This window comes from Rhodoligotrophos sp. CJ14 (assembly GCF_038811545.1).
Lineage (GTDB): Bacteria > Pseudomonadota > Alphaproteobacteria > Rhizobiales > Im1 > Rhodoligotrophos > Rhodoligotrophos ferricapiens.
Genome location: NZ_CP133319.1, coordinates 3,375,278 through 3,401,498, shown reverse-complemented (window position 1 = coordinate 3,401,498; position 26,221 = coordinate 3,375,278). Strand labels below are relative to the sequence as shown.

Here is a 26,221-nt window from a genome sequence, read left to right as displayed (position 1 = left end):
GGACCCGTGCCGCCTTGCGGCGCGGGTCACTCGCTGAGTTCAGGCACCTTCCTCAAGCCAGGTGCGGATGGGCGCACCTTTTGAGCGCATATCCAGGGCGTAGACATAGCGTCCGATGTGAACCAGCAGGCTGGTATAGATCCACGCCATCATCGCCACATAAGCCAGCGAGGGATCTGCCAGCAGGGTGATCACGGTCAGGATCACCACATTGGGATTCCGCCGGGCTGTGAAGAGGCGGAAGGTCGAGTCGAACGGCCGCCAGACATGGATCTTGAGACCGAAGGTGGAGATGAAAGCCTGCTCCACAAGCTTGCCGGCGATATGGCCGATGAGGACAGCGGCGAGCATCATGACCGATCCGCCCGGAGCGGCACCGTCGAGGCCAACCCACCATCCCAGCCACCATAATGGCGGAGCGATGAGGTCGATGCCGTGGTCAAAGACATTTCCCCATTTGCTGGAGGTGGCTGTGACCCGGGCAAGCTTGCCGTCGACCGTGTCGAGCAGAGCCATCACCCAGGCGCAGAGCAAGCCAGAGACGAATGCCCCCTGCCAGAACAGCGCCAGAGCCGCCAGAGCAAAGAGGAGGCTCGCCATTGTCACCTGGTTGGGCGTGATGCGAAACCGGGTACAGAGCTGGACGGCGCGAAAGGCAATACCGGGCCAGAGATATTTGGTCACGACATCGGTCACGCCCTTATAGGAGGCATCGAACAGCTGGCGCTCGATGTGGGAGGCGGTCTGAGGGGTCACTCGCGCCGCATAAGCGTCCTGGCGCTTGCGAAGCTGCGCGTTGTGCGAGCCCGCGAGCTGAACCGCGGTGACCGTCCGGTAGCCGGATTGAGCCGGCAAGGTGTTCGATGTCAGCAGACTGGCGGCGCGGGGCGCTTCCGCACCCGTGCAGCACAAGGCAAGGGGCTCGCGATCGGCCGTAATGAGCACGGTTTCCGGCGCGGCAGCCAGAGCGGTGATCACCCCATCATCCATGACGGCATCGGATCGAAACAGCAGGACAGGAGAAGATGACGCCTCGGCCGGAACAGACGGCATTACCGGAATGCCTTGCCGTGCCAGCTGGCGGCGCAGGCGTTCGGCGGGCGACATGTGCCAGAGGGCTACCCTGTCTTGCCCGATAAAATATGCCGAGCGGGCTGTATCGCCAGCCCCTTCCTTGGCTGATATCATTTGTCCGATGCCCGATCCAATATTTTCGACTTGGATAGGCGTTCGGCCGAGAGGACGCAACGTATAACACGACTCTGTTACGGTTGAGCTTGCAGCCAACCGGCGGGACTACGAGCCTGTGCCGGCACAATCACGCTGGCTCGGCGGTAATTACATAATCTGCACCGTGACGGAGCCCTCCTTCCGCTTTATGAAGGGCTAAGGCTCTCTTGCGCAGATCTTCGGCGTGCTGCTGTAAGGCCTCGGCCAATTGCCGATCGCTCAAGCGCTTGGTCAGATCGACGGACATGTCGAGCGCGCCGTTGATGAAACGCTGGTCGTAGATGATGGGAAATGACTTGCGATCGACAATCCGATACCCGGCGCTCTCGAGGTGAGAAACCGTCCAATCGGAGGGATATTCCCGGTATGGCCGCGATGCAGCCAGCAGGAGGCAAGCATCCCGCAGCCGCCCGATTTCACAGATTATGCGGCCGGCCTGCGTGCTGGGCGTGTAAGGGACATAGGGCTCGAGGCCGATGACATAGAGGCGGTTCCCCACCAGCGGTCGGAGGCGCTCAAATAGCGTGTACTGGGCGTAGGGAGTAAACCCGTCGATCGCGCCCAGGAGATAGTCGGCAAGCACAGTATCGTAGACTTCACCTGCAAGCAGCGACTGATCGGACCAATAGCCGACGACGATGCGATCCTCTGGCCGCAAGCGATCGGCCACGGCCTTCATTACATCGTCGGCCATTTTATGGGAACCGGTGACACCCGTCCAGCGAGGCGTGTCGAGGCTTGACACCCATTGAGCAGACCAAGGCCCTGTTCCCGCATCGAGCATCGTTCCCCAAGGCCGGCCAGCATGTAATGTGCTCACGTATTCAAATAGCGTTGATCTCATGTCGCGCCCTGCATCAGGTCCGCAGCCAATTTCTCTCGCACTTTGCGGCGAAGCCGCATCATGCGGTTGAGCTCTCCTCCAAGAATCAACACGAGGGCGCCCAGATAGATAAAAAACAGCGCCGCGATGATGCCGGCGAGCCCAGCATAGGTGCTGGCAAACTGACTGAAATTGGACAGATACATGGAGTAGACAGCGGCCAGGACGAGCCAGACGACCACGGTGAAGGTGATCCCGAGCCACAGGTCACGCATGTGCCGCCAGGTGGCTGGCAGGAAAATATGCGCGACGGTCAGCCCCAGGGTCAACAGCACGACCGCGAAGGGATAGCGAAGCATATCATAGATCTGCGGCCACCGATCAAGATCCGGGACGTAGCGGACGGCGAGAGACTTGATGATTGGCGCGAGCACAATCAAAAAGGCCACAGCCAGCATCAGGAGGGCGCCACCAATCACGAACATGATGTTCTGAAGAAACAAGATGAATGCGGAACGGTGCTCGATCAGACCATAGGCACGGTTGAGGGCAACGCGCACACTATCCACCCCGCCGGAGGCCGACCAGATGGTCAGCAGAATGCCGATACTCAGAGCGCCCCGGCGCTGTTCGGTCAGTACCGATCTGATCTCTGGCACCAGAGGCTCGACCAGTTGCGGTGGCGCAACACTCAGGAGGTAATCGATCAGGGCGGAGGCGAGGTGCGTGTCTCCAATGAATCCCGCAAGAGCGGTGAGGACGACCAGAAAAGGGAATATCGCCAAAATCATGCGAAAGGCGATATTCCCTGCCAAGGGAATAGCCGCATCGTCCCAGAGCCGCCAGAATGCCGTGAAGAAAATGGTCCAAAACGGCTTCAGCGTGCCATCTTTGCGGGTCGGCGAGTCGCCGAAGAGATATCCGTATTTACCGCCCTGCGCCATGCCGCCGTCGCTTACCTCAAAGACATGGCCGATGCGCGCGGATTCTTGTCACACTGTCAAGTGGGCTCGGTTGCAGCGGCAACCTCGGCAGTGATATGTGCGACGAGATCCGGCGCCAGCTGAAGGCGGCGTGCGAGCTCATCCAGATAGGCCTTTTCGGCCGGGTGATCGGGATCGATGGCGAGCAGCGAAGCTGCATAGATCTCCACAGCCTGCTCCGGCGACTTGACCCCGCGCACGACCGCATCAATGTCTAGCGGCTTGCGCAACTCGTCCATGACGAAGGCCTTCTCTTCCGTACCGAGGCCGAGCGTATCCATATGGCCAAACAACCGCTGCTGCTCTTCAGCATCGATATGGCCGTCGGCCTTGGCGGCAGCGATCATGGCGCGCAGAACCGCCATGCTGAGCTCGCCTCTGGCAGCGGCATCGGATTGCGGCGGCAAGAAGCCGGTAGTCTCAGCCTTGGATATGGCGCCAGCCATGGCAGTCGCATCCGACCCGACGGGGGTAGCCGCCTGCTGCTGGGCCTGCCAGTCACGATAGGCCTTGTAGGCGATGCCGCCGAGCGCTGCCAGCCCACCATAGACCAGAGCATTGGAGGCGAGCTTGCGGCCGCGCTTGCTGCCCAGCAACAAGCCGATCACCCCGGTTGCCAGAGTGCCCTGCGCCAAACCGCCAAAGCCAGCCGGTTTGCCATGTCCACCCCCAAGCTTATCGAGCCCGGGGATCTGCCTTGCTATACCGCCAGCCTTGCCGCCAAGGAACTGCTCAAGCAGCTTCTGAGGATCAATCATCGCGTTCCTACCGCTCCTGGTTCAGCGTTTCGGATCATGCTGTGGGCTTCCACACATGGGACAAGATATAGGACATGTGCCGACGCCTTTTAGGCCCGACGCGAATGCGACGCGCTCGTCCACAGAACAGTTTGAGCCGGCGCGCGCTTAGGCTATGACGCCGCCATGGTCTCAATGCCCTCAGAAAAATCCTCACAGCCCTCATGGCTGCGCCTGGCGCCCGGCTTGTTCGTGTTTCTGTGGTCGACCGGGTTCATCGGCGCGAAGTTCGGGCTTCCCTACGCGGAACCGTTCACCTTCCTAAGCCTCAGATTTGCGCTCACCGTAGTGCTGCTGATGATCACCGCCGTCATTTTGCGCCTGCCGCGACCTGCGCCACGGGAGGCATTGCACGGCATGACAACGGGGGTGCTGGTTCACGGCATCTATCTCGGCACCGTGTTCTGGACAATCTCGCGGGGAATGCCGGCAGGCATTTCGGCCCTTATTGTCGGCCTGCAACCGCTCATTACCTCGCTGCTGGCGCGGTTTATCGGCGAACGTCTGACGTGGCGCAACTGGGCCGGGCTGGCTCTCGGTCTCCTCGGCGTTGCCATGGTGATCTGGCCGAAGCTCAATATCGGCGATCAGGGCGTCAGTCTCGAGGGGCTGGGCATGCTGTTCATTGGCATCCTGTCCATCTCAATCGGCTCCATCTATCAGAAGCGCTTCACCGGCCAGTCGAGCCTCGTCACAGGCACCGCGTGCCAATTTGCCGGTGCCCTGGTGATCTCGATGGTCTGTGCCATTCTGTTCGAGCGCTTCGCCATCAACCCGACGGCGGAATTCGTCTTCGCGCTTGGCTGGATGGTTGTGGTGCTTTCCATTGGCGCGATCAGCCTATTCACCCTGCTGCTTCGCTATGGAAACGTTTCGAAAGTCGCGGGGCTGTTTTATCTCGTTCCAGCGTCTACTGCGATCCTCGCCTATCTCTTGTTCGGCGAGACGCTGAACCTCCTGCAAATCGCAGGGATGGTCGTTTGCATGGCGGGGGTCGCGCTGGTGTCGCAAAGGCGCTGATTGCCGGCGCAAGTGCGGCAATGTCGGTGCTCCAACGGTTCGATATGGTTCGACCGGAGCATCAGGGCGTCATCAGGCGGATAAGCACGTTCCCCCGGAGCGGTTGCTCAGGTGGCCTCACAGCCGATAATGGGAAGACTTTATCGCGATCGATACTCTGTCGGATGGTTAATTCTGAGACGTCCGTATCATTTCGAGACAGATAGCCGGTAAATGTCGGCCCCCCACGAACCGACTCACCGACAGTCAGAAATGCCGGAGGGATTAGGCTTCCACGCGGATGCGCCGCCGGGGCTTCACTTCCACGATTTTGGATTCGGCGCGGTCCTCAGCCTGTTCCATATGGAGGGAGTAGGCGTGAGAGATCGCATTGAGAGCATTCAAGAAATCACTCTGCAATGGTTTCGGAACGGCGTTCAGGATTTCCCGATCCACAGCGGCAGCACCGGGTTGAGCAGCTTGCAAGGCCCGTCTTCCGGCTGCCGACAGCTTTATGGTGTTGGTCCGTCCGTCTTCCCGGGTGCGCTTCCGCTGCAAGTATCCATGCTTCAGCAGTCTTGCAACGAGATCAGCCAAGGTCGAGCGATCGATCCCCGTTGCGCGTACAAGCTGAGTTTGGCTCGCGCCCTCATTCTGAGCGACGGCAAGCAGCACGGTGAATTGCCGGTGCGTAAGTCCGCTATAGCCGTTTTGGTCCGCAAACAAATTTGAAGCGTACTGAGCTGCACGTTTCAATAAGTGAAATACGGAACTGTCTAAATCAGCAACTTCGTCTATGTCCGTCATCCTTTGCCCCCGTATGCAAGTCCTCACTAAAGTGCGGTCGGATTGATCCGCCTCATGATAGATTCTGACCTTCGATCCCCCAGGGCCGGGATAAACCACCCTTTTCCTGTCGAAACTCAAAATCGTGGAGATCGAAGCCATGAAATGCTGATAGCCACGAACCTCGATCCCGATCAACCGGAAACGCAAAGATTATGCCAACCGGCCGTTTCTATTTTCTAGAACATTATAGAGATCAGGCGAACCAGAAATTCACCTTTGGACTGATCTGAAACGCCGCCTGACTCGAATTATTGCACCGCAAAAAAGACGGTGCCGCCGTCTCCGATACGCGATCAGTTTTCTTATTCCGCTTCATCTGTACAGAGATTCCGGAAATTCAAGGCGTCAGATCTGGTTACTCAGTCCCGCGATCAGGCGCCTCGCCATTTTCGAGATATCTGTTGATCAAAGGCAGCTGCGCCATTGCAAACAGCATCGTCAACGGCATCACGCCGAACACCTTAAAGTTTACCCAGAATTGCGTCGAAAAATTTCGCCAGATCAGCTCGTTAGCCATGGCCAGCACAAAGAAGAAGCAGGCCCATCGCACGGTCAGCTTCGTCCATCCCGGTTCACGGAGCGCGAGGGCTTCCCCCAGCACCGGCTTCAGCAGCGATCGCCCAAAGGCCAAGCCGCCCAGCAGGATAGCGCCGAAAAGCGTATTGACGATGGTGGGCTTCATCTTGATGAACAGCTCATCCTGCAGAAACAGCGTGAGCCCACCGAAAATCAGGACAAAAATGCCGGTGACCAGAGGCATGACGGGTATGCGACGGATCATCCCCCATGTCACGGCAAGGGCCAAAAGCGCGGCCACCATATAGGCGCCGGTGGCAGCGAAAATATTGACGCGCGCATTGACCAGGAAGAAGACGAGCAGCGGCCCGAATTCCACAATCAGACGCAATACCGGGCCGAGTTGGCGGCTGTCGCGGGCAGGAGTCTTACTGCTCATTCGAGTCCCGCAATGGAACGGGCGAACTCATCGGCAGCAAAGGGCTGCAGATCGGCGACGCCCTCGCCCACCCCTATGGCATGGACAGGCAAACGGAATTTCTGGGCTACAGCCACCAGAATGCCGCCGCGGGCCGTTCCGTCGAGCTTAGTCATGATCAGGCCCGTCACTCCAGCGACCTTCTGGAAAATCTCCACCTGGCTCACCGCATTCTGACCGGTGGTGGCATCCAACACCAGCAGGACGGCATGGGGCGCACTCTCATCCTGCTTGCGAAGCACCCTCGTGATCTTTTGCAGTTCAGCCATGAGATCGGATTTGTTCTGAAGACGACCGGCCGTGTCGATCATCAGGATGTCGGCCTTCTCGGCTCGGGCCTTTTGCAAGGCCTCGTAGGCTAGGCCGGCGGCGTCAGCGCCAATGTCTTTGGAGATCACGGAGGCGCCCACCCGATCGCCCCAGACCTTGATCTGCTCAACGGCCGCCGCCCGAAACGTGTCACCGGCCGCCAGCACCACGCGCCGGCCCTCGTTCCGAAACTGAGCCGCGAGCTTGCCGATGGTGGTTGTCTTGCCGGTTCCGTTCACCCCAACCATCATGATGACGAACGGCTTCTTGCTGGCGTCGATGGTGAGTGGCTGGGCGACAGGACTGAGGACCTCGGCCACTTCGGCGGCCAGGATGCGCTTCACCTCGGCAGGGTCGATCTGCTTGTTATAGCGTCCTGCTGCCACCCGCTCGGTAATGCGGGCAGCCGCATCAACGCCAAGATCGGCCTGGATCAGGATATCCTCAAGCTCCTGAAGCGTGTCGTCATCGAGCTTGCGCTTGGTGAAGATGTCGGTGATGCCGGTGCTGAGCGATTGGGAGGATTTGCGCAAGCCCTCGGTCAATCGCTGGAACCAATTGCGCTTCGGCGCAGCCTCCGAAGCGGCCGCCTCAGCGGTGAGCAGGGTGGGCTCACCGCGCTCTTCCTCCGCGCTGAGGCCCGTCATCTCCGTACTGGTTGCGACCGGGCTCAAGTGATCGTCCACCGGACGCTCAAGCTCAGGCTCGACGGGGCTCAGGAGTGGCGTTTCGGCTTCCGTGGCAGGGGGATAGGCGTCTTGAACCTGACTTGGGGTCGTCTCAAGCGATAGTTCCGAGTGATCGGCGGTCAGGGCATGGTCCAGCTCAGGCGCTTCAGCCGGGGACTCCTCCGGCTCCAGCGCTTGGAGCTCAGACAGCTCGGGCTCGGCACTCTCAGCTTGAGCGGGCTCGACCTCGCGCGCCTCGGTCTCGGTCGCCTCGGTCTCGGTCGCCTCGTTTTCCGGCACCTCCGACTCCGGAGCCCGATCGCGCTTCAATCCAAACCAGCGCCTGAGCAAGCCACCGCCGCTTTTCTGTTCCGTCATGCCACCACTCGTCCGAGAAGCTCGTCCGACGTCGCGCCAGTGATCTCAAGGTTCACGAGGGTGCCCGGCGCTACCTGTTGTGAAAGGCGCACCGGCGCAAAATGCTGCGTGCGGCCTTTCATCTCCGTTTCCATCAATGCCCGACGCCGGGTGCCAATCTCGGCGGCAAGAAAGGCTTGCAGCCTTTGCTCGCCAATGGCCCGCAGGCGGCCAGCACGCTCCTTGATCACGCTGCCAGCAACCTGAGGCATGCGCGCGGCGGGAGTGCCGGGCCGGGGCGAATATGGAAAGACATGGAGATAGGTCAGACCGCACTCATCGACAAGCCGGCAGGAATTGGCGAACATCTCCTCGGTTTCCGTGGGGAAACCGGCAATGATATCCGCGCCGAACACAGCATCGGGCCTCAGCCTGCGCACATCTTCGCAGAACGCAATGGAGTGGCCCCGCAGATGCCGCCGCTTCATGCGCTTCAGAATGAGATCATCGCCCGATTGCAGCGAGAGATGAAAATGCGGCATCAGCCGCTCTTCCTCCGCGATCGCTTGCATGAGCGCATCGTCGGCCTCGATCGAGTCGATCGAGGACAGCCGCAGCCGTTCAAGCTCCGGCACAAACTTGAGAATCCGGCGAACAAGGCTGCCCAAACGCGGCTTGCCCGGCAGATCAGCCCCATAGGAGGTGATATCGACACCGGTGAGCACCACCTCACAATAGCCAGCCTCGACGAGCCGGCGCGTTTGCGTCACCACTTCGCCTGCGGGCACCGAGCGAGAGTTGCCCCGCCCGAACGGAATGATGCAAAAGGTGCAGCGGTGGTCACAGCCATTCTGGATCTGCACGAATGCGCGGGTGCGCTCGGCAAAGCCGTCGACCATGTGCAGAGCGGTTTCCCGCACCGACATGATGTCGTTCACCACCACCTTCTCATGGCCGTTTAATCCGAAATCGGGCCCCGTCCGGCGCCAACTCGACGCCTGCAGCTTGTCCTCATTACCGAGAACGAGATCGACCTCATCCATGGCGGCAAAGCTGGCCGGATCAATCTGCGCGGCACAACCAGTGACGACAATCCGGGCGTCAGGCCGCTCGCGCCTGGCACGGCGGATGGCTTGGCGTGCCTGACGCTGCGCTTCAGCCGTCACCGCGCAGGTATTGATGATGACCGTATTGTCGAGGTCAGCCGCTTGCGCATGCGCGCGCATGACCTCGGACTCGTAAGTATTGAGCCGGCACCCGAAAGTGATGATGTCGATCTGTGCAGCCATAATGCATGCAGATACGGTGTCCTGGGCCAAGACGCAAACCCCGAGTGGCAATCGCGGCAATCGGCGTCAGAAGCAGCTGCTATGATGGACGGCATTTGCCGGTCATCAATGAGGGCCTACATATCGCATAAGCGATGGCCCGTGTTGCCGCCAGGTTGCGCATAACTGCCGCTTCATTATATATGCAGCGCATTATTGGTGCCGCGGGCCGGAGACTGCCCGCGGCAATTTCATTCAGGCAGCGCTCAATGGAACTCCGCAACATCGCCATCATCGCCCATGTCGATCATGGCAAGACAACGCTGGTGGACCGGCTTCTGGCCCAGTCCGGCGCTTTTCGATCGAACCAGCGGGTGGCCGAGCGCGCCATGGATTCGAACGATCTGGAGCGAGAGCGCGGTATCACCATCCTGGCCAAGGTCACCTCGGTGCCGTGGGGCGATGCGCGCATCAATATCGTGGATACGCCAGGTCACGCCGATTTCGGTGGCGAGGTCGAGCGCATCCTGCACATGGTGGATGGCGCCGTGCTGCTGGTCGATGCCGCAGAAGGGCCCATGCCGCAGACCAAGTTCGTGGTGGGCAAGGCGCTCAAGATCGGGCTACGTCCCATCGTGGTGATCAACAAGATCGACCGGCCGGACGAGCGCCACACGGAAGTGCTGAACGAGATCTTCGATCTGTTCGTGGCGCTCGATGCCAATGACGAGCAGCTTGATTTCCCCGTTCTCTACGGATCCTCCAAACAAGGTTGGATGGCCGGTGATCCTTCCGGTCCACAGGAGGACATGGCACCGCTGTTCGATCTCGTGCTGAAGCACGTGCCGGCACCGAAGGTCGAGGATGGCCCGTTCCGATTGCTGGCGACCACCATCGAGTCCGATCCCTATCTCGGCCGGGTGCTCACGGGCCGGATCGCCTCGGGATCAATCAAGCCGAATATGAACATCAAGGCGCTGGCGCGAGACGGCCGAGTGATCGAGGAAGGCCGCGCGTCGAAGGTGCTGGCCTTTCGTGGGCTCGAGCGCGTGCCGATCGAGCAGGCCGATGCTGGCGACATCGTCGCGCTGGCTGGCTTGAAGACGGCCACCGTCGCTGACACCATCGTCTCACCGGAGGTAACCGCCCCGATCAGCGCGCAGCCGATCGATCCACCGACCCTGTCGATGACCTTCCGCATCAATGACGGTCCGCTGGCAGGCCAGGAGGGTGACAAGGTACAGAGCCGGGTCATTCGCGAGCGGCTGATCCGCGAAGCGGAAGGCAATGTGGCGCTGCGCGTTACCCCGAGCAGCGATGCGGATACATTCGAAGTGGCAGGCCGCGGAGAATTGCAGCTGGCGGTGCTCATCGAGACCATGCGGCGGGAGGGCTTCGAGCTGACCGTAGGCCGGCCGCGTGTGGTCATGAAACGGGACGAGGCGACTGGCGAGTTGCTCGAGCCGGTCGAAGAGGTCACCATCGACGTGGACGAGGAATATTCCGGCGCGGTGGTTCAGAAGCTGTCGGAGCGGCGAGCGGAACTGGCCGATATGCGCCCCTCGGGCGGTGGTCGTCAGCGCCTGATCTTCAAGGCACCGACACGCGGGCTGATCGGATATCACAGCGAACTTCTATCGGATACGCGCGGAACGGGCATCATGAACCGGGTGTTCCATGCCTATGCCCCCTATGCCGGCGACATCCCCGCGCGGCGCACCGGCGTGTTGATCTCGAACGGCGATGGCGAGGCGGTCGCCTATGCTCTATGGAATCTCGAAGATCGCGGACCGATGTTCATCCATCCGGGCACGCGCGTCTATTCCGGCATGATCGTGGGCGAGCACACCCGGGGCAATGACCTCGAGGTCAATGTGCTGAAGGGCAAGAAGCTCACCAATGTGCGCGCCTCAGGCAAGGACGAGAACGTCAATCTCACTCCGCCGGTGAACATGACGCTCGAAAAGGCTCTGGCCTTCATCACGGATGATGAGCTGGTGGAGGTTACGCCTCAATCCATCCGCATTCGCAAGGCGCTTCTCGATCCGCATGAGCGCAAGCGCGCCGAACGCAGCAAGGCATCTGAGCTGAGCGTTTGAGCAGGGCCTGACCGGCTGCCGGCTTGAGTTCCCGCCATATTCCCTCAGCCGGTCACGGCCGGCTGAGTTCCCGCAGATACCAGTCGATGTAGCGCAGCTCGTTATATTCCATGGGCGCGATCGGCCCAGGCTCGAAGTAGTGGGATTTTACCCCGCGGGCGGTGTGCTCGATGATCTTCTTGTCTTCCTCGGTGGTCACCTTCCAAAGCCATGTGAGCTTTGCAAGATCATAATCCACGCCTTCGACGGCATCTTTATTGACCAGCCACACCAGCTCCATCCCGCAGCGGTCAACCGATTTCGGAATGAACCGGTAGATCATGCCATGGTCGGGGTAGCAGACGAGAAAACTGGTGCCGCCCAGGTGGATGGAGGTGACGCCTCCATCATATTCCGTGAAACGGCCCATGAGCGGGGCGAGTGGTGAGCCATCCTCACTACCCGTTGAGACACCCTCGTAAAGTGCATAGCGGAAGGTATGGATCGCCTCCCGGCCATTTTCCGAGGTTTGCCACTGATTGCTGCTGATGATGTCGATGCCCAGAGCGCAGGTGCGTTTCTCCATGTCGGCATTGAGCTGCTCAATCATCTCCGTCGGCTGCTCCAGTGCATGGGTCTGGGAATATTCCGGGTGCGCTGGCCCGCAATGGTAGCACTCGACATAGTTTTCGACCGCCAGCTTCCAATTGGCCTCGATGTCGTAAGTCTCGCGGTGGGCGACCTTCGCATTCGCCCAGCCATACTGGCCGCAGCTGGTGCGTAGCGCCTGCGCCACGGGGTCGAAGTCCAACGGCTGTGGCGCGAAGGAGATGAAGATCAGGCCTTCGGCAATCCTCACATTCAGCTTCTTCAGCCCATGCGCTTGCCTGTCGAAATCCTTGGGCATCAGCCGGGCCGCGCGCAGGCTGCCGTCATTGGCATAGGTCCAGGCGTGATAGGGGCACACGAAAACCTTGGCATTGCCTTTGGCCTTGGTGCAAACCTCCGCGCCCCGATGCCGGCAGACATTGAGGAGCGCGTGCACCTGCCCATCCATGCCGCGGGTCAGGATGATCGACTCGTTCTCGATGGTGAACAGCTCGAAATCACCCGGATTGGGGATGATGGTTTCGTGCCCGAGACAATGCCAATGCCGCCGGATCAGGCGTTCCATGTCTCGTTCGAAAATGACGGGGTCCATATAGAAGGCGCGCGCCAATCCATAGCCTGGTCGGTGGGCGGCGATCAGTGCGTCGATTGCATCAGTAGGTTGGGCAGGCTCGGTCAGGGGGAGCGCAGTCATGGGTCTCTCCAAACCACTCCGGTTCAGTGCAGCCGATCCCGGAACTGTTGAATTAATCTAACCAGTCGCCGATCACCGCTTAGGGCAGAACCGACTAGTTTCAGATCAATAGCGACATAAGATTACCCGCGGTCAATTCACCCCGGATATGGCGTTACCGACGTGACAGTTTCGATTTTCACACTACATTCATGCCCGGCGGAGCGCCGAAGGGCAGCCCCTTCCGCCGATTCAGCTCAACGCATCCTTATAAGCCAGGTGACATGTCAAACAGCCTCTTCTCGCCGCTCAATATCGGCTCGCTCCAGCTCAAGAACCGCATCGCCGTGGCACCGATGTGCCAATACAGTGCTGTCGATGGAAATGCCACGGACTGGCACACGGTTCACCTCGGTTCGCTTGCCCTATCCGGCGCTGGTCTCATCACCGTCGAGGCGACTGGTGTCGAGGCGGCCGGGCGGATCACGCTGCAGTGCCTGGGCCTCTATTCGGACGACAATGAAGCGGCATTGGGCGATGTGATCGGGCGCGTGCGCAAGGTGGCGCCAGAGGCGAAACTAGCGATCCAGCTCGCGCATGCCGGGCGCAAGGCCTCAACCAAGGTGCCATGGGAAGGCTCACAGCCCCTCGCCGCCAATGAAGGCGCCTGGACCACCTATTCAGCCTCCGCCCTGCCGTTCGGGCCGCAATGGCACACACCGGTGGCAATGACGGACGCTGATCTCGACCGGGTGGAACAGGCTTTCGTCGATGCCACTCACAGGGCCGCGCGGCTCGGCTTCGATGCGATCGAGGTCCATTCGGCGCATGGCTATCTGCTGCACCAGTTCTTCTCACCTCTGAGCAACAGGCGAGAGGATGCCTATGGCGGCTCGCTCGAGAACCGCATGCGCTTTCCTCTCCGCGTTTTCCAAGCGGTTCGGAAGGCCGCTCCCGCCCGCATGGCGGTTGGGGTCCGCATCAGCGGCTCGGATTGGGTGAAGGGCGGCGCAATGCCGGTTGAGGCCGCCGCCTATGCCCGCGAGCTCGAAGAGCGCGGGGCGGACTTCCTGGACGTGACCAGCGGCGGGCTCGACCCGCGCCAGGAAATCCCGCTGGTTCCGCATTATCAGGTGCCGTTCGCGGAAGAGGTCAAGCGCGGCGTCAAGGTTCCGGTGCGCGCGGTCGGCCTGATCACGTCGCCTCATCAGGCAGAGGAGATCATCACCTCGGGCAAGGCGGATTGGGTGGCGCTGGCCAGGGCGGTGCTTGCCGATCCACGCTGGCCATGGCGAGCAGCGGAGGCGCTTCGCGCATCGCTGGCCTGGCCAAATCAATATGCGCGGGCTAGTGCCAAGAGCTGGCCGAAATGGCCTGAGTGAGAGCGTGCGGCGGCGATGCTCAATGAGCGTCAGCCGAGCCGCCACCGGCCATTTTTGGCTTGTGCATGATGAAGGCGGCGAAAGCCAGAAGCACGAACAGACAGGTCAGCGCGAGAAAAACATCCGCGAAGCTCATCACCAGGGCTTCGCGGCGCAGCAGCCCGACCATGTTCTTGGTGGCCATCAGCTGAGCGTTGCTGCCATATTGGGCGAAGCCCGCGGTCATGCTCTGCAAGGTCTCGACCGCGACGTCACGCCCCCAGGACACCTTCTCACCCAATCTCTGCAAATGCAGGTCCATGCGGTCGTTCAGGACGGTATTGATGAGCGCCAGTCCGACCGCCCCGCCCAGATTGCGTGTGAGATTATAAAGACCCGATGCGTTCTTCAGCCGGTCGGGCGGCAGGGTGCCCAGTGCGATATTGTTGATGGGGATCATGCAGATCATGAGCGAAATGCCGCGCAGGACCTGCGGCCAGAGCAGCTCGTAGAAGTCCCAATCATGGGTGATGCCGGACAGGATCCAGGTTCCGGCGCCAAAGCCCACGAAGCCGGCAAACAGCATCACGCGCGGATCAAGCAGGCGCATCAGGCGGCCAGCGACCGGCGCGGTCAGGAACATGCACATTCCCGACACGAACATGGTCTCGCCGATCATGAGCGCATCATAGCCGCGCACCCGGCTCAGGTAGAGCGGGTAGAGATAGGTGAGGCCATAGAGGCCAATGCCCATCACGAATGAGAAAATGCAGCCCCAGGCGAAATTGCCGTCCAGAAAGGCCCGCAATTCCACGATCGGCGTTCGCGCCATCAGGGCGCGAGCGAAGAAGCAGATACCGCCTGCGACGCAAAGCACCGCGCAGATGAACACCGCTTCATCATCGAACCAGTCATTCAGCGGCCCTTCCTCGAGGACATATTCGAGGCATCCGAGGAAGACGCCCATGAAGATGAGGCCCCACCAGTCAAACTGCTTGAACAGCGGCAGATTGGGCTTGTCGAAATCGATCAGGAAGAAGGCCATGGCCGAGACGATCAGGCCCGGCACCACATTGACGAAGAACAGCCAATGCCATGAGAAGACATTGGTGAGATAACCGCCGATTGTCGGGCCGATGGTGGGGGCGAGCGTCGCCACCAGGCCGATCATCGGCGCCACGACCGGCTGCTTCGACCGGGGGAAGATGGCATAGGAGGTGGCGAAGACCGTGGGGATCATGCCACCGCCAATGAAGCCCTGGATCGCCCGGAAAATGATCATCTCCTCGATGGAGGTGGCAAGCCCACAGAGGAAGCTGGCGATGGTGAACCCCAAGGCGGAGATGGTGAACAGCCAGCGCGTCGAGAACACGCGCGACAGGAACCCTGACAACGGGATCATGATCACTTCGGCGATGAGGTAGGCGGTCTGAACCCAGGACACCTCCTCAGGGCTCGCGCTAAGGCCAGCCTGGATCTCGCTGAGCGAGGCGGAGACGATCTGAATGTCCAGGATCGCCATGAACATGCCGAAGACCATGCCCAGAAAGGCGATCAGGCGGCGGGTATCGACATGGTCCTCAGGCCTGGAGATCCCTCCAGCTCCGGCAACGGTTGTGGTGGCCATGGCGGCCTCCTTGGATGGCCGAAAATGCTCTAGTGCTGAGCCTCGTCACGTGTGTCGACCGAGACGATGACCGACAGTCCCGGCCGCAGGACACCTTCGGAAGCGGCTGACGTCGGCACCTCGATTCGAACGGGCAGCCGCTGCACGATCTTAGTGAAGTTGCCGGTCGCGTTCTCAGGTGGCAGCAGGCTGAACATTGCACCCGATGCCGGCGAGAGGCTGACGATGCGGCCCTCAAACGTCCTATCGCTCAGCGCGTCCAGCTCGATCTCGACACGCTGGCCCGGATGCAGCCGCTCAAGCTGGGTCTCCTTGAAATTGGCCTCGATATAGGCGCTCTGCAGGGGGACCAGGGCCATGAGGCGGGATCCAGGCGAGATATACTGGCCCACTTCCACCGCACGATTGCCGATCACGCCATCAACGGGTGCGCGAATAGTGGTGGCTTCGAGATCGCTCTCCGCCTTGGCAATGGCTGTATCGAGCTCCCGCGCCGTCTGTTCGGCTTCCAGCTTTTGCGCCTTGATCACGTCCAGGTTTGCCTGGGCGGCCGCCAAGGCGGCTTCAGCGCTTTGCACTGCTGCCTCTGCCCGGTCCCGGTCGGCAGTGGCCTGATCGAGGCTTGCTTTGCTCGCGAAGTTCTGGCGGGTCAGAGTGCTTGCCCGCTTGAAGTCCGCTTCGGCGCGAGTCGCCTCTGCCCTGGCAGAGGCGAGATTCGCCTTCGCGCTCTCGATCTGGGCGGACTGAGCGGCAATCTGTTGGGTGATCCGGGAGATGGTCGCTCCCTGAGTCGCGCGTTTTTCCTTGGCCGACTGCAGCGCCAGCCTATAGTCAGTATCGTCGATCTGGACGAGTGTCTGGCCGGCGTGAACCTGGTCGCCATCCTTCACCAGGACGGCGGCGACATAGCCAGAGACCTTCGTACCAAGGGCTGAGAGATCGGCCTGCACATATGCATCATCGGTGGAGACGATAAAGCGGCCATAGGTCCACCAGTCGTAGCCGTAATAGCCGCCGGCCAACAGCGCGACGAGCAGCAATGTGCCAAGCAGGAGCTTTCTGCGAGAGCGCCTCTTCGGCGCAGAGCTAGACGGTTTCGCCGCCTCCTCAGCGGCTGGAGCACCCTTCTGAGGCATTGGGGCTTCGGCACGTTGCGACGAAGGAGCTTCTGCCGTTTGGCGACGTTCGATCACGACAACGTTGTCGCCCTCAGGCTCCCGGGATTCCGATGAACTATTGTGACGAACAGAGCTCATGAAGATCCTCCGCCGGCCTGAACAACCCCTAGAAGTCTGGAGTGACAGAAACGCCGAATGCCAAAATCCTTCCCATCACTCGGGGCCGAGGACACGTAATCGAACCGAACGGTTCGGTCAATATGCGTTGACTGGACTCATTCGTTGGCTTACGCAGTAAGACCGATCATGGTGCCCAGAATGAGCAAGCAAAAACGCACCTCGAAGGCAGCTCCTCCTGTCGCGGATGCGAGCAGTGACACCGCCAAGCGACGACAGATTCTCGACGGCGCACGCGCGGTTTTCCTAGCGCATGGTTTCGAAGGCGCAAGCATGAACGAGGTGGCCCGCGTGGCGGGTGTCTCGAAAGGTACCCTCTATGTCTACTACAAAAGCAAGGAGCGGTTATTCGCGGCCATCATAGCTGAGGAGCGGGCGACGCATGTCTATCAGATCTTCAATCTCAATCATGACAATCCGGACGTGGCCGGCGTGCTGATGGATGTAGGCGTGCGGCTGACCGAGTTCCTGGTGTTGCCGCGCGCAGTTTCGGCGGCACGGGTGGTGATGGGCATGGCGGAGAAGATGCCTGAGCTCACCCGCGAATTCTACGACCAGGGGCCCTATTACAGTCAGACCAGGCTTGCTGCCTATCTAGAGGCGCGAATGGCGGCCGGACAGCTCCGAATCGAGGATACCAGGCTGGCGGCCGCCCAGTTCCTGGAGATGTCACACGGCCCCCTGGTCAAGCCGATGTTTTTCGGCAATGCGCCCGCACCCACACCGCGACGGATCCGCGAGGTGGTCGCCTCGGCAGTGCGCGTGTTCATGGCTGCGTATGGCACCGCGCCGATGCGGGCGGAGCCGGCGGGCTTATCCACGTCCTCAGCGGAGAGATAAGCGGCGCGATATTCCGTGGCGCGTCTTCTGCCAATGGAATGGCCGCCGGATGAACTCCCAAACCGCGTACCATGCGCCAATCGAGATCAGAAGCCAGTAGATCGGCATGGTGAGCAATGATCGCCTGAGATAACGAAGCTCAGGCCTGTGGCTCAAGGCCATCAGGCCTGAGGCGATCGCAATACCCGCGCCGGACAGGAACACGATCGCCCCGAGAAATGCCAGGGTCCAGTCGACGGGTCCCAAGCGAATGTTCAAGCTGTCCAATGTGGCAAGCTTCCAAATCAGTGCTGCACCACAAAGCGGGTGCAGAAGCCCTGACAAGACAATGCCGGCGGTGACGCATTGAAAGCTTGCAAAGCCGCGCCAGCCAAGTTCCCGCGCAAGCCTCGCGGGTTGGCGCATATGAACGAACCAGGTCTGGATCCAGCCTTTGATCCAACGAGAGCGCTGGCGCAGCCAGTTCCCAAGCCGGCAATTCGCCTCCTCGTAGGTGGTGCTTGGAATGACGCCGACGCGAAAGCCCAATCGGGCGAGACGAACGCCAAGGTCGGCATCCTCGGTGACGTTGAAGGCATCCCACGCGCCGACTTCGCGCAAGATATCGACACGAAAGTGATTGGATGTGCCGCCCAGGGGTACCGGCAGGTTGTATTTCGCCAAGATGGGCAGGAGCAGATCGAATAAGGTCGCGTATTCGATGGTGAATTGGCGGGTCAGCCAGTTCTCGTCGTGATTGAAGAAGGACAATCGGCCTTGAAGGCAAGCGACGTTCTCGGGTTCCCGGGCAAAACGCGCGACCGCCTGGCGGAGCTGATCCGGCTCCGGCCTATCCTCGGCATCATAAATGACGAGATAGGTGCCGCGCACGAAAGCCATAGCGTAATTGAGCGCCTTGGGCTTTGTCTGAGGATCGAGCTTGGGGACCACGAGGGTCTCGAAACAGCCGGGCAGGTTCATCGCGGCAACCGCGCAGCGGGTGGCCACGTCTTCCTGTTCGAGGATCAGCTTTATGTCGAGTTTGGAGGCGGGATAGTCGAGTGCCAGCAAGGCATCGATCAGGTCTGGAAGGACCTCTATCTCTTTGAAGACCGGCACAAGGATGCTGTAAATGGGAAGCTCATCATCTCGCAGACGGATCTCCGACACGGCGTGATAGGAAGGCCGGTCGGCTGCAATGGCAAAGCCCTTGAGGGCGATGACCGACAGGAAGACGATGCAGAGCAGTAGCGCGCCGGCCAATAAAGCTGTGTTCGGTGCGATCAGGGCGGTGCCGGTCGCAGCCGCGCAGAGGGCGCATAGGGCAACGCCTTGCCAAGGAACCAGCCGGTGATGCGCAGACAGATGCGGATGGTCTTGCCTGAGCCGGTCGCGCGCGCGCCGCAGGATCGATGCTCCCCAAACGCTCAAGCAGGCCGCGCGCAGCTCATCCGCTGTGGTCAGAGCGGCGACCGGCATGCCCATCCCGGCACCCCGCCACGGCGCGGGATCTGCTGTCGCATAGAAGACTGAACCCTCGGCAATGGAGACCGGCAAATAGCCGGTCAGCAGCACATCCTCGGCCGCTTCAGCGGAGAGGCGCGCGAGGGCGGTGCGCAACTCGCCCGCTGAGGCGCGGCGAAGGCCGGTGAGCTCCGATAAGGCCTCGGCCAAGGTCCCCTGATCAATGAAGCCCTCGGCCAGCAGCACGGATCCGAGGGGTTCATCAGCTGCGATGGCCAAGCGTCGCGCGATTTCAAGATCGGCCGGGGAAATGCTGCGCGATCTTCGGAGAGCATGTCCGAGAAGATCATCGGGCGACAAATCCCGTATGGGTGGACCCCAGCTGCGCCTCTCCTGCCCTATGGCGCCCGATCGCGACTCTTGCCGCGCCTGCGGCAAAAGTATAGTGCTTGCCCCCATGGCTCCGCCCTGCTCAGAACCCAGTCCGGCGCGATCACATCACGAATCGGTAGCGCGCAAAAGCCGGCCTGTGCAAAAATGCAGTTATGCAAAGCTTATCCACTGGTGGTCGAAGTTCACTGGTCGCGCTCCTGGCGTTTGGCATGCTCGCCTGGGCAAGCCTCGGCATTGCCGCGGCCCAGCAGCGAGGCGAAGAGGTTGAGCGCACAACGCTGCCGCCGATCGCAACGCAACCAACGGAAAGCCAGAGCGCCCCTCCAGATCCGGCAACCGGCGTAGAGGCAAAGCCGGAACAACCTAAGGCAGACGGTGGCGGGCAGCTGCCGGGCAATGCTGCACAGAGTACGGGCGCCAATCCCGACGGGAAGGCGCCGGCGGCCACGGGATCGACCGGTGGTGGCACGGGCACAGCCAATACTGCTGTCGCAACGCCCTATATCTGGCGGCTCGATGCCAGTCTCAACCGTCCCGACCTGGCCGGCCGCCCACCCATCAAAATTCTGGTGGGGAATGACTACCCGCCATTCAACTATGTCGACCGTTCAGGGGCTCTGGCCGGTTTCAACGTTGATCTTGCGCGGGCCATGTGCCTGGTGCTGCGCGTTCAATGCTCGGTCACGGCTGTTGCTTGGGATGAGCTCGTGCCGAGCTTGCTCAATGGCGCGGGCGATGCTCTTGTCGCGTCGGTGAGGATTACCCCGGCAGCACTGGCGAGTGTTGATTTCACCAAGCCATATTTCCGGCTTCCAGCACGGTTCGCGGTCTCGAAGGCATCAGGCATCAAAGAGGCGGATAGCGCCACATTGGCCGGAAAACGCATAGGCGTGGTCCGCGGGACGGCCCATGAGGCCTATCTCGCCGCCTTCTTTCAGCGCTCGGTGATCCGGCTTTATGGCAATGAGGCAGAGGCACTCGATGCATTGCGCGCTGAGGAGATCGACGCGGTGTTCGGTGATGGAACCGCGCTGATGTTCTGGACGCTTGGAGAATCGTCACAAAATTGTTGCGAGCTTGCCGACGGCGCATACACGGAAGCGCATTATTTCGGCAACGGTGCCGGAATCGCGGTACGGCGCGGCGATACGCCACTGCGCAAGGCCTTCGAATATGCCATGGATCAGCTCAAGACAGAGGGAACTTACGACATGCTGGTCCGCAAGTATTTCCCGGTCAATCTATACTGAAAGAATTCTGATTGAGGATCGGCTGACATGATGCGGGGGTGTTACGCTCGCGCAAAATTCGCTGTTCCCTCCATCAGCACCGAGGTTCCGCGGCACCCTAGACGTGATAGCGTCTCTTGTGGCGGGGGAGGTATTTGGCTTAAACGAGCATAGCCATGCAGGGAGTTTGCGGATGGGAATCGCTTTGCTAGCCCTTGGGGCGCTGATCAGCCTTGGCGGATGGGGTGTCCTTTTGACCGGATTTGGGCTCGAGGCCCCATCGGCAGCGGCTGGCGGCCTGCCTTACCTGCCATCCGCGCCCAGCATTGATGGCATGCGGGTTGTGATCGTCGAGCAAGTGATCCTGCTCGGTTATTTGCTCATGACCCTTGGCGCGGTAACCTGGGCGGCCTCCAAGATCAGTAATCTCGTCCAGGATCTCGAGCGGGAAGAGCGCGAAGAGCGCGAATTGGCGCCGCGTCCGCTGGCTCGTGTTGAGCCCGAGGCCGTCACGGCGTCCCGCAATCCCACCAACGACAGCTTCCTGTCGAAAGCTCGCCAGGAGGACCACAAGGCGGAAGAGGTGGAGGAAGGGGCAGCCTTCGCCCAGGTGGTCCAAGAAGGTGAAATCGAAGGGTGCCATTTCATCGAGTATGACAATGGCATCGTCGATGTGCAGACGGCAGCCGGTTGGCGTCGGTTCGACTCACTGGAACAAGCGATCGCACAGCTCAGGCGTGGGGCGTGAACGGCCGTCGCTGGTCAACTGCAGACCCTATCACCGCGTTATCCATAGCAGTCATAAAGCATCACCATATCGTGGTGATGCACATCGGATCGTCATCGTTCTCGGAGTAGCCCTGAGATAGAGGGAACGAAGCAGCCGGGCAGTGCGCCACCCACCCAGAGCATTTTCGAGCGAAGTGGATACCGGTTCGCGTAAAAAATGCGGTGGTGAGGGTTTAGAGTGCGCTTTCGCGATTCAGAGAAAAGCGAAAACGCTCCGGGTGAGCGACTGCCCCGATTGTTCATTGTTTAGTGGTACAAGCGCCCCGTGTTGTCTGTCGACCGTGCAATCTATGGCCACCCAAGCACACAATTTGCCGATCATCGATCGTTTCGGCCTCGCCCCGAGCACTTTGCGGGCGCTGGTCCGGCGAAGCGAGATCTGGCTTGCTGTGCTGGGCTGCGTTACCGGCGCATTGTCCGGGCTGTTCGTGGCAGGCATGACCGCCTGCACTCAGTGGCTTCACGAAGTCCTGTTCGGCATCAGCTCCAGCCAAAGACTGAGCGCGGTCGATACCCTACCGTATCGCTGGTTCTTCATCGCTCCGGCCGCCGGCGGGCTGCTTCTGGTCGCCGTCGCCTGGCTGCATAGGCAATACCGAACAGGCAGCCCAGTCGACCCGATCGAGGCCAACGCGCTGCGCGGCGGCAAAATGTCATTCGTCGACAGTCTCTACATCGCCGTCCAGACGGTGATCTCGAACGGCTTCGGCGCTTCGGTGGGGCTCGAGGCCGGATATACGCAGATCGGATCGGGCGCAGCCTCGAAGCTGGGGGAAGCCTTCCGTCTCCGCCGCAATGACCTGCGCATCCTGGTGGGGTGCGGCGCGGCCGGCGCGATCGGTGCCGCGTTCAGTGCACCGCTCGCCGGTGCGTTCTACGCCTTCGAGCTCATCATCGGCACCTATACACTGGCCTCACTGGCCCCCATCGCGCTCGCCTCGATCTGTGGTGTGGTCACAGCCTCTTTGCTGGTCACGCCGAATCATGCAGTGGAGTTCGCGGCCACCGTCGAGTTTGGCAAGTCGGCAGCCGTCACCCTGGTCGTTCTCGGGCTTCTCAGTGCCGGCGCCGGCATCCTCATCATGCGCGCCGTCACGGGGGTGGAGACGCTTTTCAAGAAAAGCAGAACACCTGTCTGGATTCGGCCAGCACTTGGCGGGCTCGTCATAGGACTGCTGGCGATGATCACGCCGCGCATCCTGTCATCAGGGCACGGCGCCATATCGATTATACTCGAGCCCAATCTCCCGGCGCTGCAGGCGATCCTGTTTCTCCTGGTCCTCAAGGCTCTGGCGGCCGCAGTCTCGCTCGGTTCCGGCTTCCGCGGTGGCTTGTTCTTCGCGTCCCTGTTCCTGGGGGCCTTATTGGGCAAGGCCTATACTGCTGCCATCATGCTGGTGTCGCCGGCGCTGGCCCCCGACCCGCAGATCGCCGCGGTGGTTGCCATGACGGGACTGGCGGTGGCGATCGTCGGCGGGCCGCTCACGATGACGCTGCTCGCGCTCGAAATGACGAACAACCTGCCGCTGACGATCGGGGTGCTGTGCACCGCCGTGGTCTCATCGCTCACGGTCAGGCGCACGTTTGGCTATTCGTTCGCAACCTGGCGCTTTCACCTGCGCGGCGAGGCGATCCGCAGCGCCCTCGATGTGGGATGGATGTTCGATCTTACAGTGCGGAGGCTCATGCGCCACGATGTGCGCACCGTGCCTGAGACGATGACGATCGATCAGTTCCGGCACGAGTTTCCGCTCGGCTCGACGCAACGGGTGGTGGTTGTGGATGGGGAGGACCGTTATCGGGGCATTGTGCTGGTGGCCGACGCGCATAGCGAGACGCTTGCCGGCGCGGGAACAGAGCATGGCGGGAACGCTCCCATCACATCACTGCTGCGCTATCAGGATGCGGCTCTTCTGCCATGGATGAATATCAAGGAGGCCGCCCAGCGCTTCGATGCAACAGAAAGCGAGGCGCTCGCCGTGATCGACGGCACGACCACCCGCAACGTGGTCGGCCTGCTGACGGAGGCGCATACACTGCGGCGCTATACGGAAGAGCTCGAAAAGGCGCGGCGCAGCCTCGCGGGGGATTAGACCATGTTAAGGCGTTTGGCTCTGGCGGCCAGGTTCTCTTCCGGGCGCGCGCCGATATGGCTGATGACCTCCGCCGCGGCCATGGCGCCGAGGCTCGCGCTTGCGGCATGGGCCAAGCCTTTGGTCAAGCCATAGAGGAACCCGGCTGCGAAAAGGTCGCCAGCACCGGTCGTGTCCTCCACCTGCTTCACCGGATGTGCGGGAACCGCAATCAGGTCGCTGGCGCGGTCGGCGACCACACACCCCTTCTCACTGCGGGTCAGCACCGCGAGAGGACAGTCAACACGAACCGCTTCCAGCGCTTCATCGAAGGACCGGGCCTGATAAAGCGACATGATCTCGACTTCGTTGGCGAACAGAATGTCGACCTGCCCGCGCACGAGCTCAAGAAAGCTCTCGCGGTGTCGCTCGACGCAAAAGGCGTCCGACAGGCTTAGGGCGACCTTGTTGCCGGCACCCCTGGCGAGGCTCGCCGCCTTAATGAAGGCCCGCTTGGCGTCTTCCGGGTCCCACAAATAGCCTTCGAGATAGGTGACGGCGGCACGCTCCACCAGCTCCGGTTCGATATCCTGTGGCTTGAGCCCGACACTCGCCCCGAGAAAAGTGTTCATGGTGCGCTCGCCATCGGGTGTCACCAGGATCAGGCAGCGGGCCGTCGCCGGTCCCGATGTTGCTTGCGGGGTCGCATATTCCACACCATGGGCACGGATATCGTGGCCGAATACTTCGCCGAGCTGATCGTTGCGGACCTTGCCGATGAAGGCGGCACGTCCGCCGAAGGAGGCAACCCCCGCGATGGTATTGGCGGCGGATCCGCCCGAGACCTCAACGCCCGGCCCCATATCGGCATAAAGCGTGTGGGCGGTTTGTTCGTCGATCAGCCGCATCGAGCCTTTCGCAAGCTGATGCCTCTTAAGAAAGCTGTCATCGGTGCGGCTGAGCACGTCCACGATGGCATTACCGATTCCAAGAACGTCGAGTTTCGATGAGGTCATGTACGATCCATCAGCTTCCTTGCGGCGAATGCCTTGCTCCGGCTGGCTCAACCGATTAAGTGCACGGCAATCTAAATTTTGCGGGCGGCGGAACCCTATCGATGATCAGCGCAGCGCTCAAGGCGCTTTCCGACGTGCTGTCTCCTCCCTTCCGGGCGGTGCTCTGGAAATCGCTGGGGTTGACGGTGCTCCTCCTGGTGATCCTATGGATCGTGATCGAGGTCGTGGTCGACAGCCTGGCGCTCGCGCCATGGGCCTGGGCCAATACGATGATCACGGTGGTCACAGGCCTCGGGCTCATTGCTCTGGCGGTGATTCTGATCGCGCCGGTTACCGCCCTGTTCGCCGGCCTGTTCCTTGACGGCATCGCCGAACTGGTCGAGCGAAAGCACTATCCCAATGATCCGGTCGGACGTGAGCTCTCGACGGGAAGGGCGATCATCACGGCAATCCAGTTCGGGCTCCTGGTGCTCGTGATCAATCTCCTGCTGCTTCCCACATTCCTGCTTGGCATCGGCGTGGCCGCCGCGCTGCTGGCCAATGCCTATCTGCTTGGCCGCGAATTCTTCGAGATGATCGCCATGCGGCACATGCCGGTGGAAGAGGCCCGCCTGCTCCGGCGCGAGAACAGCCACCGGGTGCTCGCCGCCGGCTTCATCCCGGCGCTGCTTGCCATCATACCAATCGTCAATCTGGTCGTGCCGCTGTTCTCGACCGCCTATATGGTGCACATCTATAAGCGCATCGTCAGGAGGCAAGCTGCTTTCTGACCGCAGACTTGCCGTTGCCGGCCTCATTGAGACCGGTTTTGTCCGGAAACAGGCAGATATCGTTGATGGGGCAGCGGGGGCATTCCGGCTTACGCGCCTTGCAAATATAACGCCCATGCAGGATGAGCCAGTGATGGGCATGGCGCTTGTAGATCTCCGGCACCACCCGGTCGAGCCCCAGCTCCACCTCCAAGGGCGTCTTGCCCGGCGCAAGGCCGGTACGGTTCGCTACCCGGAAGAGATGTGTGTCGACGGCGATGGTCGGCTCACCGAAGGCGGTGTTCAGGACCACATTGGCCGTCTTGCGACCGACGCCGGGCAGCCGTTCCAGCGCTTCGCGGCTGTTCGGCACCTCGCCCTCATATTCGTCAATCAGCATACGTGACAGCGCGATCACGTTCTTCGCCTTGTTGCGAAAAAGGCCGATCGTCTTAATATATCGGATGAGGCCTTCCTCCCCGAGCGCCAGCATCTTCTCCGGGGTGTCAGCGATCTGGAAGAGGTCCTTGGTTGCCTTGTTCACACCGACATCGGTGGCCTGCGCCGAGAGGACAACGGCAACCAACAGAGTGAAATGGTTGACATAGTCGAGCTCTCCGCGCGGTTCCGGCATAACTTGCGCGAAACGGGCAAAGATTTCCTCGATGTCACGCGCATCGAGTCGCTTTTTCGGTTTGCTGCGAGGAGAACGCAAGGGAACACTCCGCCGACCTGGCGCACTTTTATGGCGGTGGAGGCAGCGCACCGTC

Annotated in this window: 22 protein-coding genes; 8 read left to right on the top strand and 14 right to left on the bottom strand. The window is 61.0% G+C overall.

All coding sequences use genetic code 11. The features are described from left to right. Nucleotides 1-39: 39 nt before the first annotated feature. The 4 genes from RCF49_RS15840 to RCF49_RS15825 form a co-directional block, all read right to left on the bottom strand. Nucleotides 40-1,188 (bottom strand): CDP-alcohol phosphatidyltransferase family protein, encoded by a 1,149-nt coding sequence (locus tag RCF49_RS15840; protein ID WP_342640770.1) that lies wholly within the window; start codon nucleotides 1,186-1,188, stop codon nucleotides 40-42. A gap of 130 nt (nucleotides 1,189-1,318) precedes the next feature. Beyond that, the gene (locus RCF49_RS15835) at nucleotides 1,319-1,924 is read right to left on the bottom strand and encodes a hypothetical protein (RefSeq protein ID WP_342640769.1); all 606 of its coding nucleotides are present in this window, start codon (nucleotides 1,922-1,924) and stop codon (nucleotides 1,319-1,321) included. 146 nt (nucleotides 1,925-2,070) lie between these two features. Next, on the bottom strand, nucleotides 2,071-2,997 hold the full coding sequence (locus RCF49_RS15830) for a YihY/virulence factor BrkB family protein (RefSeq protein ID WP_342640768.1): 927 nt from the start codon (nucleotides 2,995-2,997) through the stop codon (nucleotides 2,071-2,073). A 56-nt stretch (nucleotides 2,998-3,053) separates the two neighbouring features. Continuing rightward, a complete protein-coding gene (locus RCF49_RS15825; protein ID WP_342640767.1) occupies nucleotides 3,054-3,794 on the bottom strand; it encodes a tellurite resistance TerB family protein in 741 nt (246 codons plus the stop codon). Between the two features lie 174 nt (nucleotides 3,795-3,968). Here RCF49_RS15825 and RCF49_RS15820 point away from each other — a divergent pair, with 174 nt between their 5' ends. Continuing rightward, nucleotides 3,969-4,853: a DMT family transporter gene (locus tag RCF49_RS15820; RefSeq protein WP_342640766.1), complete on the top strand. Its 885-nt coding sequence runs from the start codon at nucleotides 3,969-3,971 to the stop codon at nucleotides 4,851-4,853. 264 nt (nucleotides 4,854-5,117) lie between these two features. Here RCF49_RS15820 and RCF49_RS15815 read toward each other — a convergent pair whose 3' ends face one another. The 4 genes from RCF49_RS15815 to mtaB all read right to left on the bottom strand — a co-directional run bounded on the left by RCF49_RS15815 (nucleotide 5,118) and on the right by mtaB (nucleotide 9,298). Next, entirely contained in the window at nucleotides 5,118-5,639 is a 522-nt protein-coding gene (locus tag RCF49_RS15815) for a MarR family winged helix-turn-helix transcriptional regulator (protein ID WP_342640765.1), read from the bottom strand. Between the two features lie 397 nt (nucleotides 5,640-6,036). Beyond that, on the bottom strand, nucleotides 6,037-6,636 hold the full coding sequence (locus RCF49_RS15810) for a septation protein A (RefSeq protein ID WP_342640764.1): 600 nt from the start codon (nucleotides 6,634-6,636) through the stop codon (nucleotides 6,037-6,039). Beyond that, complete coding sequence (gene ftsY / locus RCF49_RS15805; RefSeq protein ID WP_342640763.1) at nucleotides 6,633-8,030, bottom strand: signal recognition particle-docking protein FtsY; 1,398 nt, start codon at nucleotides 8,028-8,030, stop codon at nucleotides 6,633-6,635. Before ftsY ends, RCF49_RS15810 begins: the two co-directional genes overlap by 4 nt. Further along, the gene (gene mtaB, locus RCF49_RS15800) at nucleotides 8,027-9,298 is read right to left on the bottom strand and encodes a tRNA (N(6)-L-threonylcarbamoyladenosine(37)-C(2))-methylthiotransferase MtaB (protein ID WP_342640762.1); all 1,272 of its coding nucleotides are present in this window, start codon (nucleotides 9,296-9,298) and stop codon (nucleotides 8,027-8,029) included. Before mtaB ends, ftsY begins: the two co-directional genes overlap by 4 nt. A gap of 248 nt (nucleotides 9,299-9,546) precedes the next feature. Between mtaB and typA the strand changes: the two genes are divergently transcribed. Further along, on the top strand, nucleotides 9,547-11,376 hold the full coding sequence (typA, locus tag RCF49_RS15795; RefSeq protein ID WP_342640761.1) for a translational GTPase TypA: 1,830 nt from the start codon (nucleotides 9,547-9,549) through the stop codon (nucleotides 11,374-11,376). A 52-nt stretch (nucleotides 11,377-11,428) separates the two neighbouring features. On the opposite strand, the gene RCF49_RS15790 is transcribed toward typA, so the two are convergent. Next, nucleotides 11,429-12,658 (bottom strand): aromatic ring-hydroxylating oxygenase subunit alpha, encoded by a 1,230-nt coding sequence (locus RCF49_RS15790; protein ID WP_342640760.1) that lies wholly within the window; start codon nucleotides 12,656-12,658, stop codon nucleotides 11,429-11,431. 263 nt (nucleotides 12,659-12,921) lie between these two features. Between RCF49_RS15790 and RCF49_RS15785 the strand changes: the two genes are divergently transcribed. Beyond that, nucleotides 12,922-14,019 carry an NADH:flavin oxidoreductase/NADH oxidase gene (locus RCF49_RS15785; protein ID WP_342640759.1) on the top strand — a complete coding sequence of 366 codons (1,098 nt, stop codon included), beginning with the start codon at nucleotides 12,922-12,924 and terminating at the stop codon, nucleotides 14,017-14,019. A 19-nt stretch (nucleotides 14,020-14,038) separates the two neighbouring features. Here RCF49_RS15785 and RCF49_RS15780 read toward each other — a convergent pair whose 3' ends face one another. Both RCF49_RS15780 and RCF49_RS15775 read right to left on the bottom strand, forming a co-directional pair. Next, nucleotides 14,039-15,625: a DHA2 family efflux MFS transporter permease subunit gene (locus RCF49_RS15780; RefSeq protein ID WP_342640758.1), complete on the bottom strand. Its 1,587-nt coding sequence runs from the start codon at nucleotides 15,623-15,625 to the stop codon at nucleotides 14,039-14,041. 29 nt (nucleotides 15,626-15,654) lie between these two features. Continuing rightward, nucleotides 15,655-16,881, bottom strand: a complete 1,227-nt coding sequence (locus RCF49_RS15775) for an HlyD family secretion protein (RefSeq protein WP_432807297.1) — start codon at nucleotides 16,879-16,881, stop codon at nucleotides 15,655-15,657. Nucleotides 16,882-17,061: 180 nt separating this feature from the next. Between RCF49_RS15775 and RCF49_RS15770 the strand changes: the two genes are divergently transcribed. After that, nucleotides 17,062-17,760, top strand: coding sequence for a TetR/AcrR family transcriptional regulator (locus tag RCF49_RS15770; protein WP_342640756.1), 699 nt, complete (start codon nucleotides 17,062-17,064; stop codon nucleotides 17,758-17,760). On the opposite strand, the gene RCF49_RS15765 is transcribed toward RCF49_RS15770, so the two are convergent. Beyond that, a complete protein-coding gene (locus RCF49_RS15765) occupies nucleotides 17,746-19,482 on the bottom strand; it encodes a glycosyltransferase family 2 protein (RefSeq protein ID WP_342640755.1) in 1,737 nt (578 codons plus the stop codon). The genes RCF49_RS15770 and RCF49_RS15765 overlap by 15 nt on opposite strands. A gap of 323 nt (nucleotides 19,483-19,805) precedes the next feature. Between RCF49_RS15765 and RCF49_RS15760 the strand changes: the two genes are divergently transcribed. From RCF49_RS15760 to RCF49_RS15750, 3 genes are all read left to right on the top strand, one after another. After that, nucleotides 19,806-20,846 carry a transporter substrate-binding domain-containing protein gene (locus RCF49_RS15760; protein ID WP_342640754.1) on the top strand — a complete coding sequence of 347 codons (1,041 nt, stop codon included), beginning with the start codon at nucleotides 19,806-19,808 and terminating at the stop codon, nucleotides 20,844-20,846. Between the two features lie 172 nt (nucleotides 20,847-21,018). After that, a complete protein-coding gene (locus RCF49_RS15755; RefSeq protein WP_342640753.1) occupies nucleotides 21,019-21,573 on the top strand; it encodes a hypothetical protein in 555 nt (184 codons plus the stop codon). A gap of 331 nt (nucleotides 21,574-21,904) precedes the next feature. Then, nucleotides 21,905-23,707 (top strand): chloride channel protein, encoded by a 1,803-nt coding sequence (locus tag RCF49_RS15750; protein WP_342640752.1) that lies wholly within the window; start codon nucleotides 21,905-21,907, stop codon nucleotides 23,705-23,707. Here RCF49_RS15750 and RCF49_RS15745 read toward each other — a convergent pair. Further along, nucleotides 23,704-24,702: an adenosine kinase gene (locus tag RCF49_RS15745; RefSeq protein WP_342640751.1), complete on the bottom strand. Its 999-nt coding sequence runs from the start codon at nucleotides 24,700-24,702 to the stop codon at nucleotides 23,704-23,706. The genes RCF49_RS15750 and RCF49_RS15745 overlap by 4 nt on opposite strands. A 101-nt stretch (nucleotides 24,703-24,803) precedes the next feature. Here RCF49_RS15745 and RCF49_RS15740 point away from each other — a divergent pair, with 101 nt between their 5' ends. Next, nucleotides 24,804-25,472 (top strand): sulfate transporter family protein, encoded by a 669-nt coding sequence (locus tag RCF49_RS15740; protein ID WP_342640750.1) that lies wholly within the window; start codon nucleotides 24,804-24,806, stop codon nucleotides 25,470-25,472. Here RCF49_RS15740 and nth read toward each other — a convergent pair. Next, nucleotides 25,450-26,166 carry an endonuclease III gene (nth, locus tag RCF49_RS15735; protein ID WP_342640749.1) on the bottom strand — a complete coding sequence of 239 codons (717 nt, stop codon included), beginning with the start codon at nucleotides 26,164-26,166 and terminating at the stop codon, nucleotides 25,450-25,452. The two genes, RCF49_RS15740 and nth, sit on opposite strands and share 23 nt — an antisense overlap. Nucleotides 26,167-26,221 lie beyond the last annotated feature (55 nt).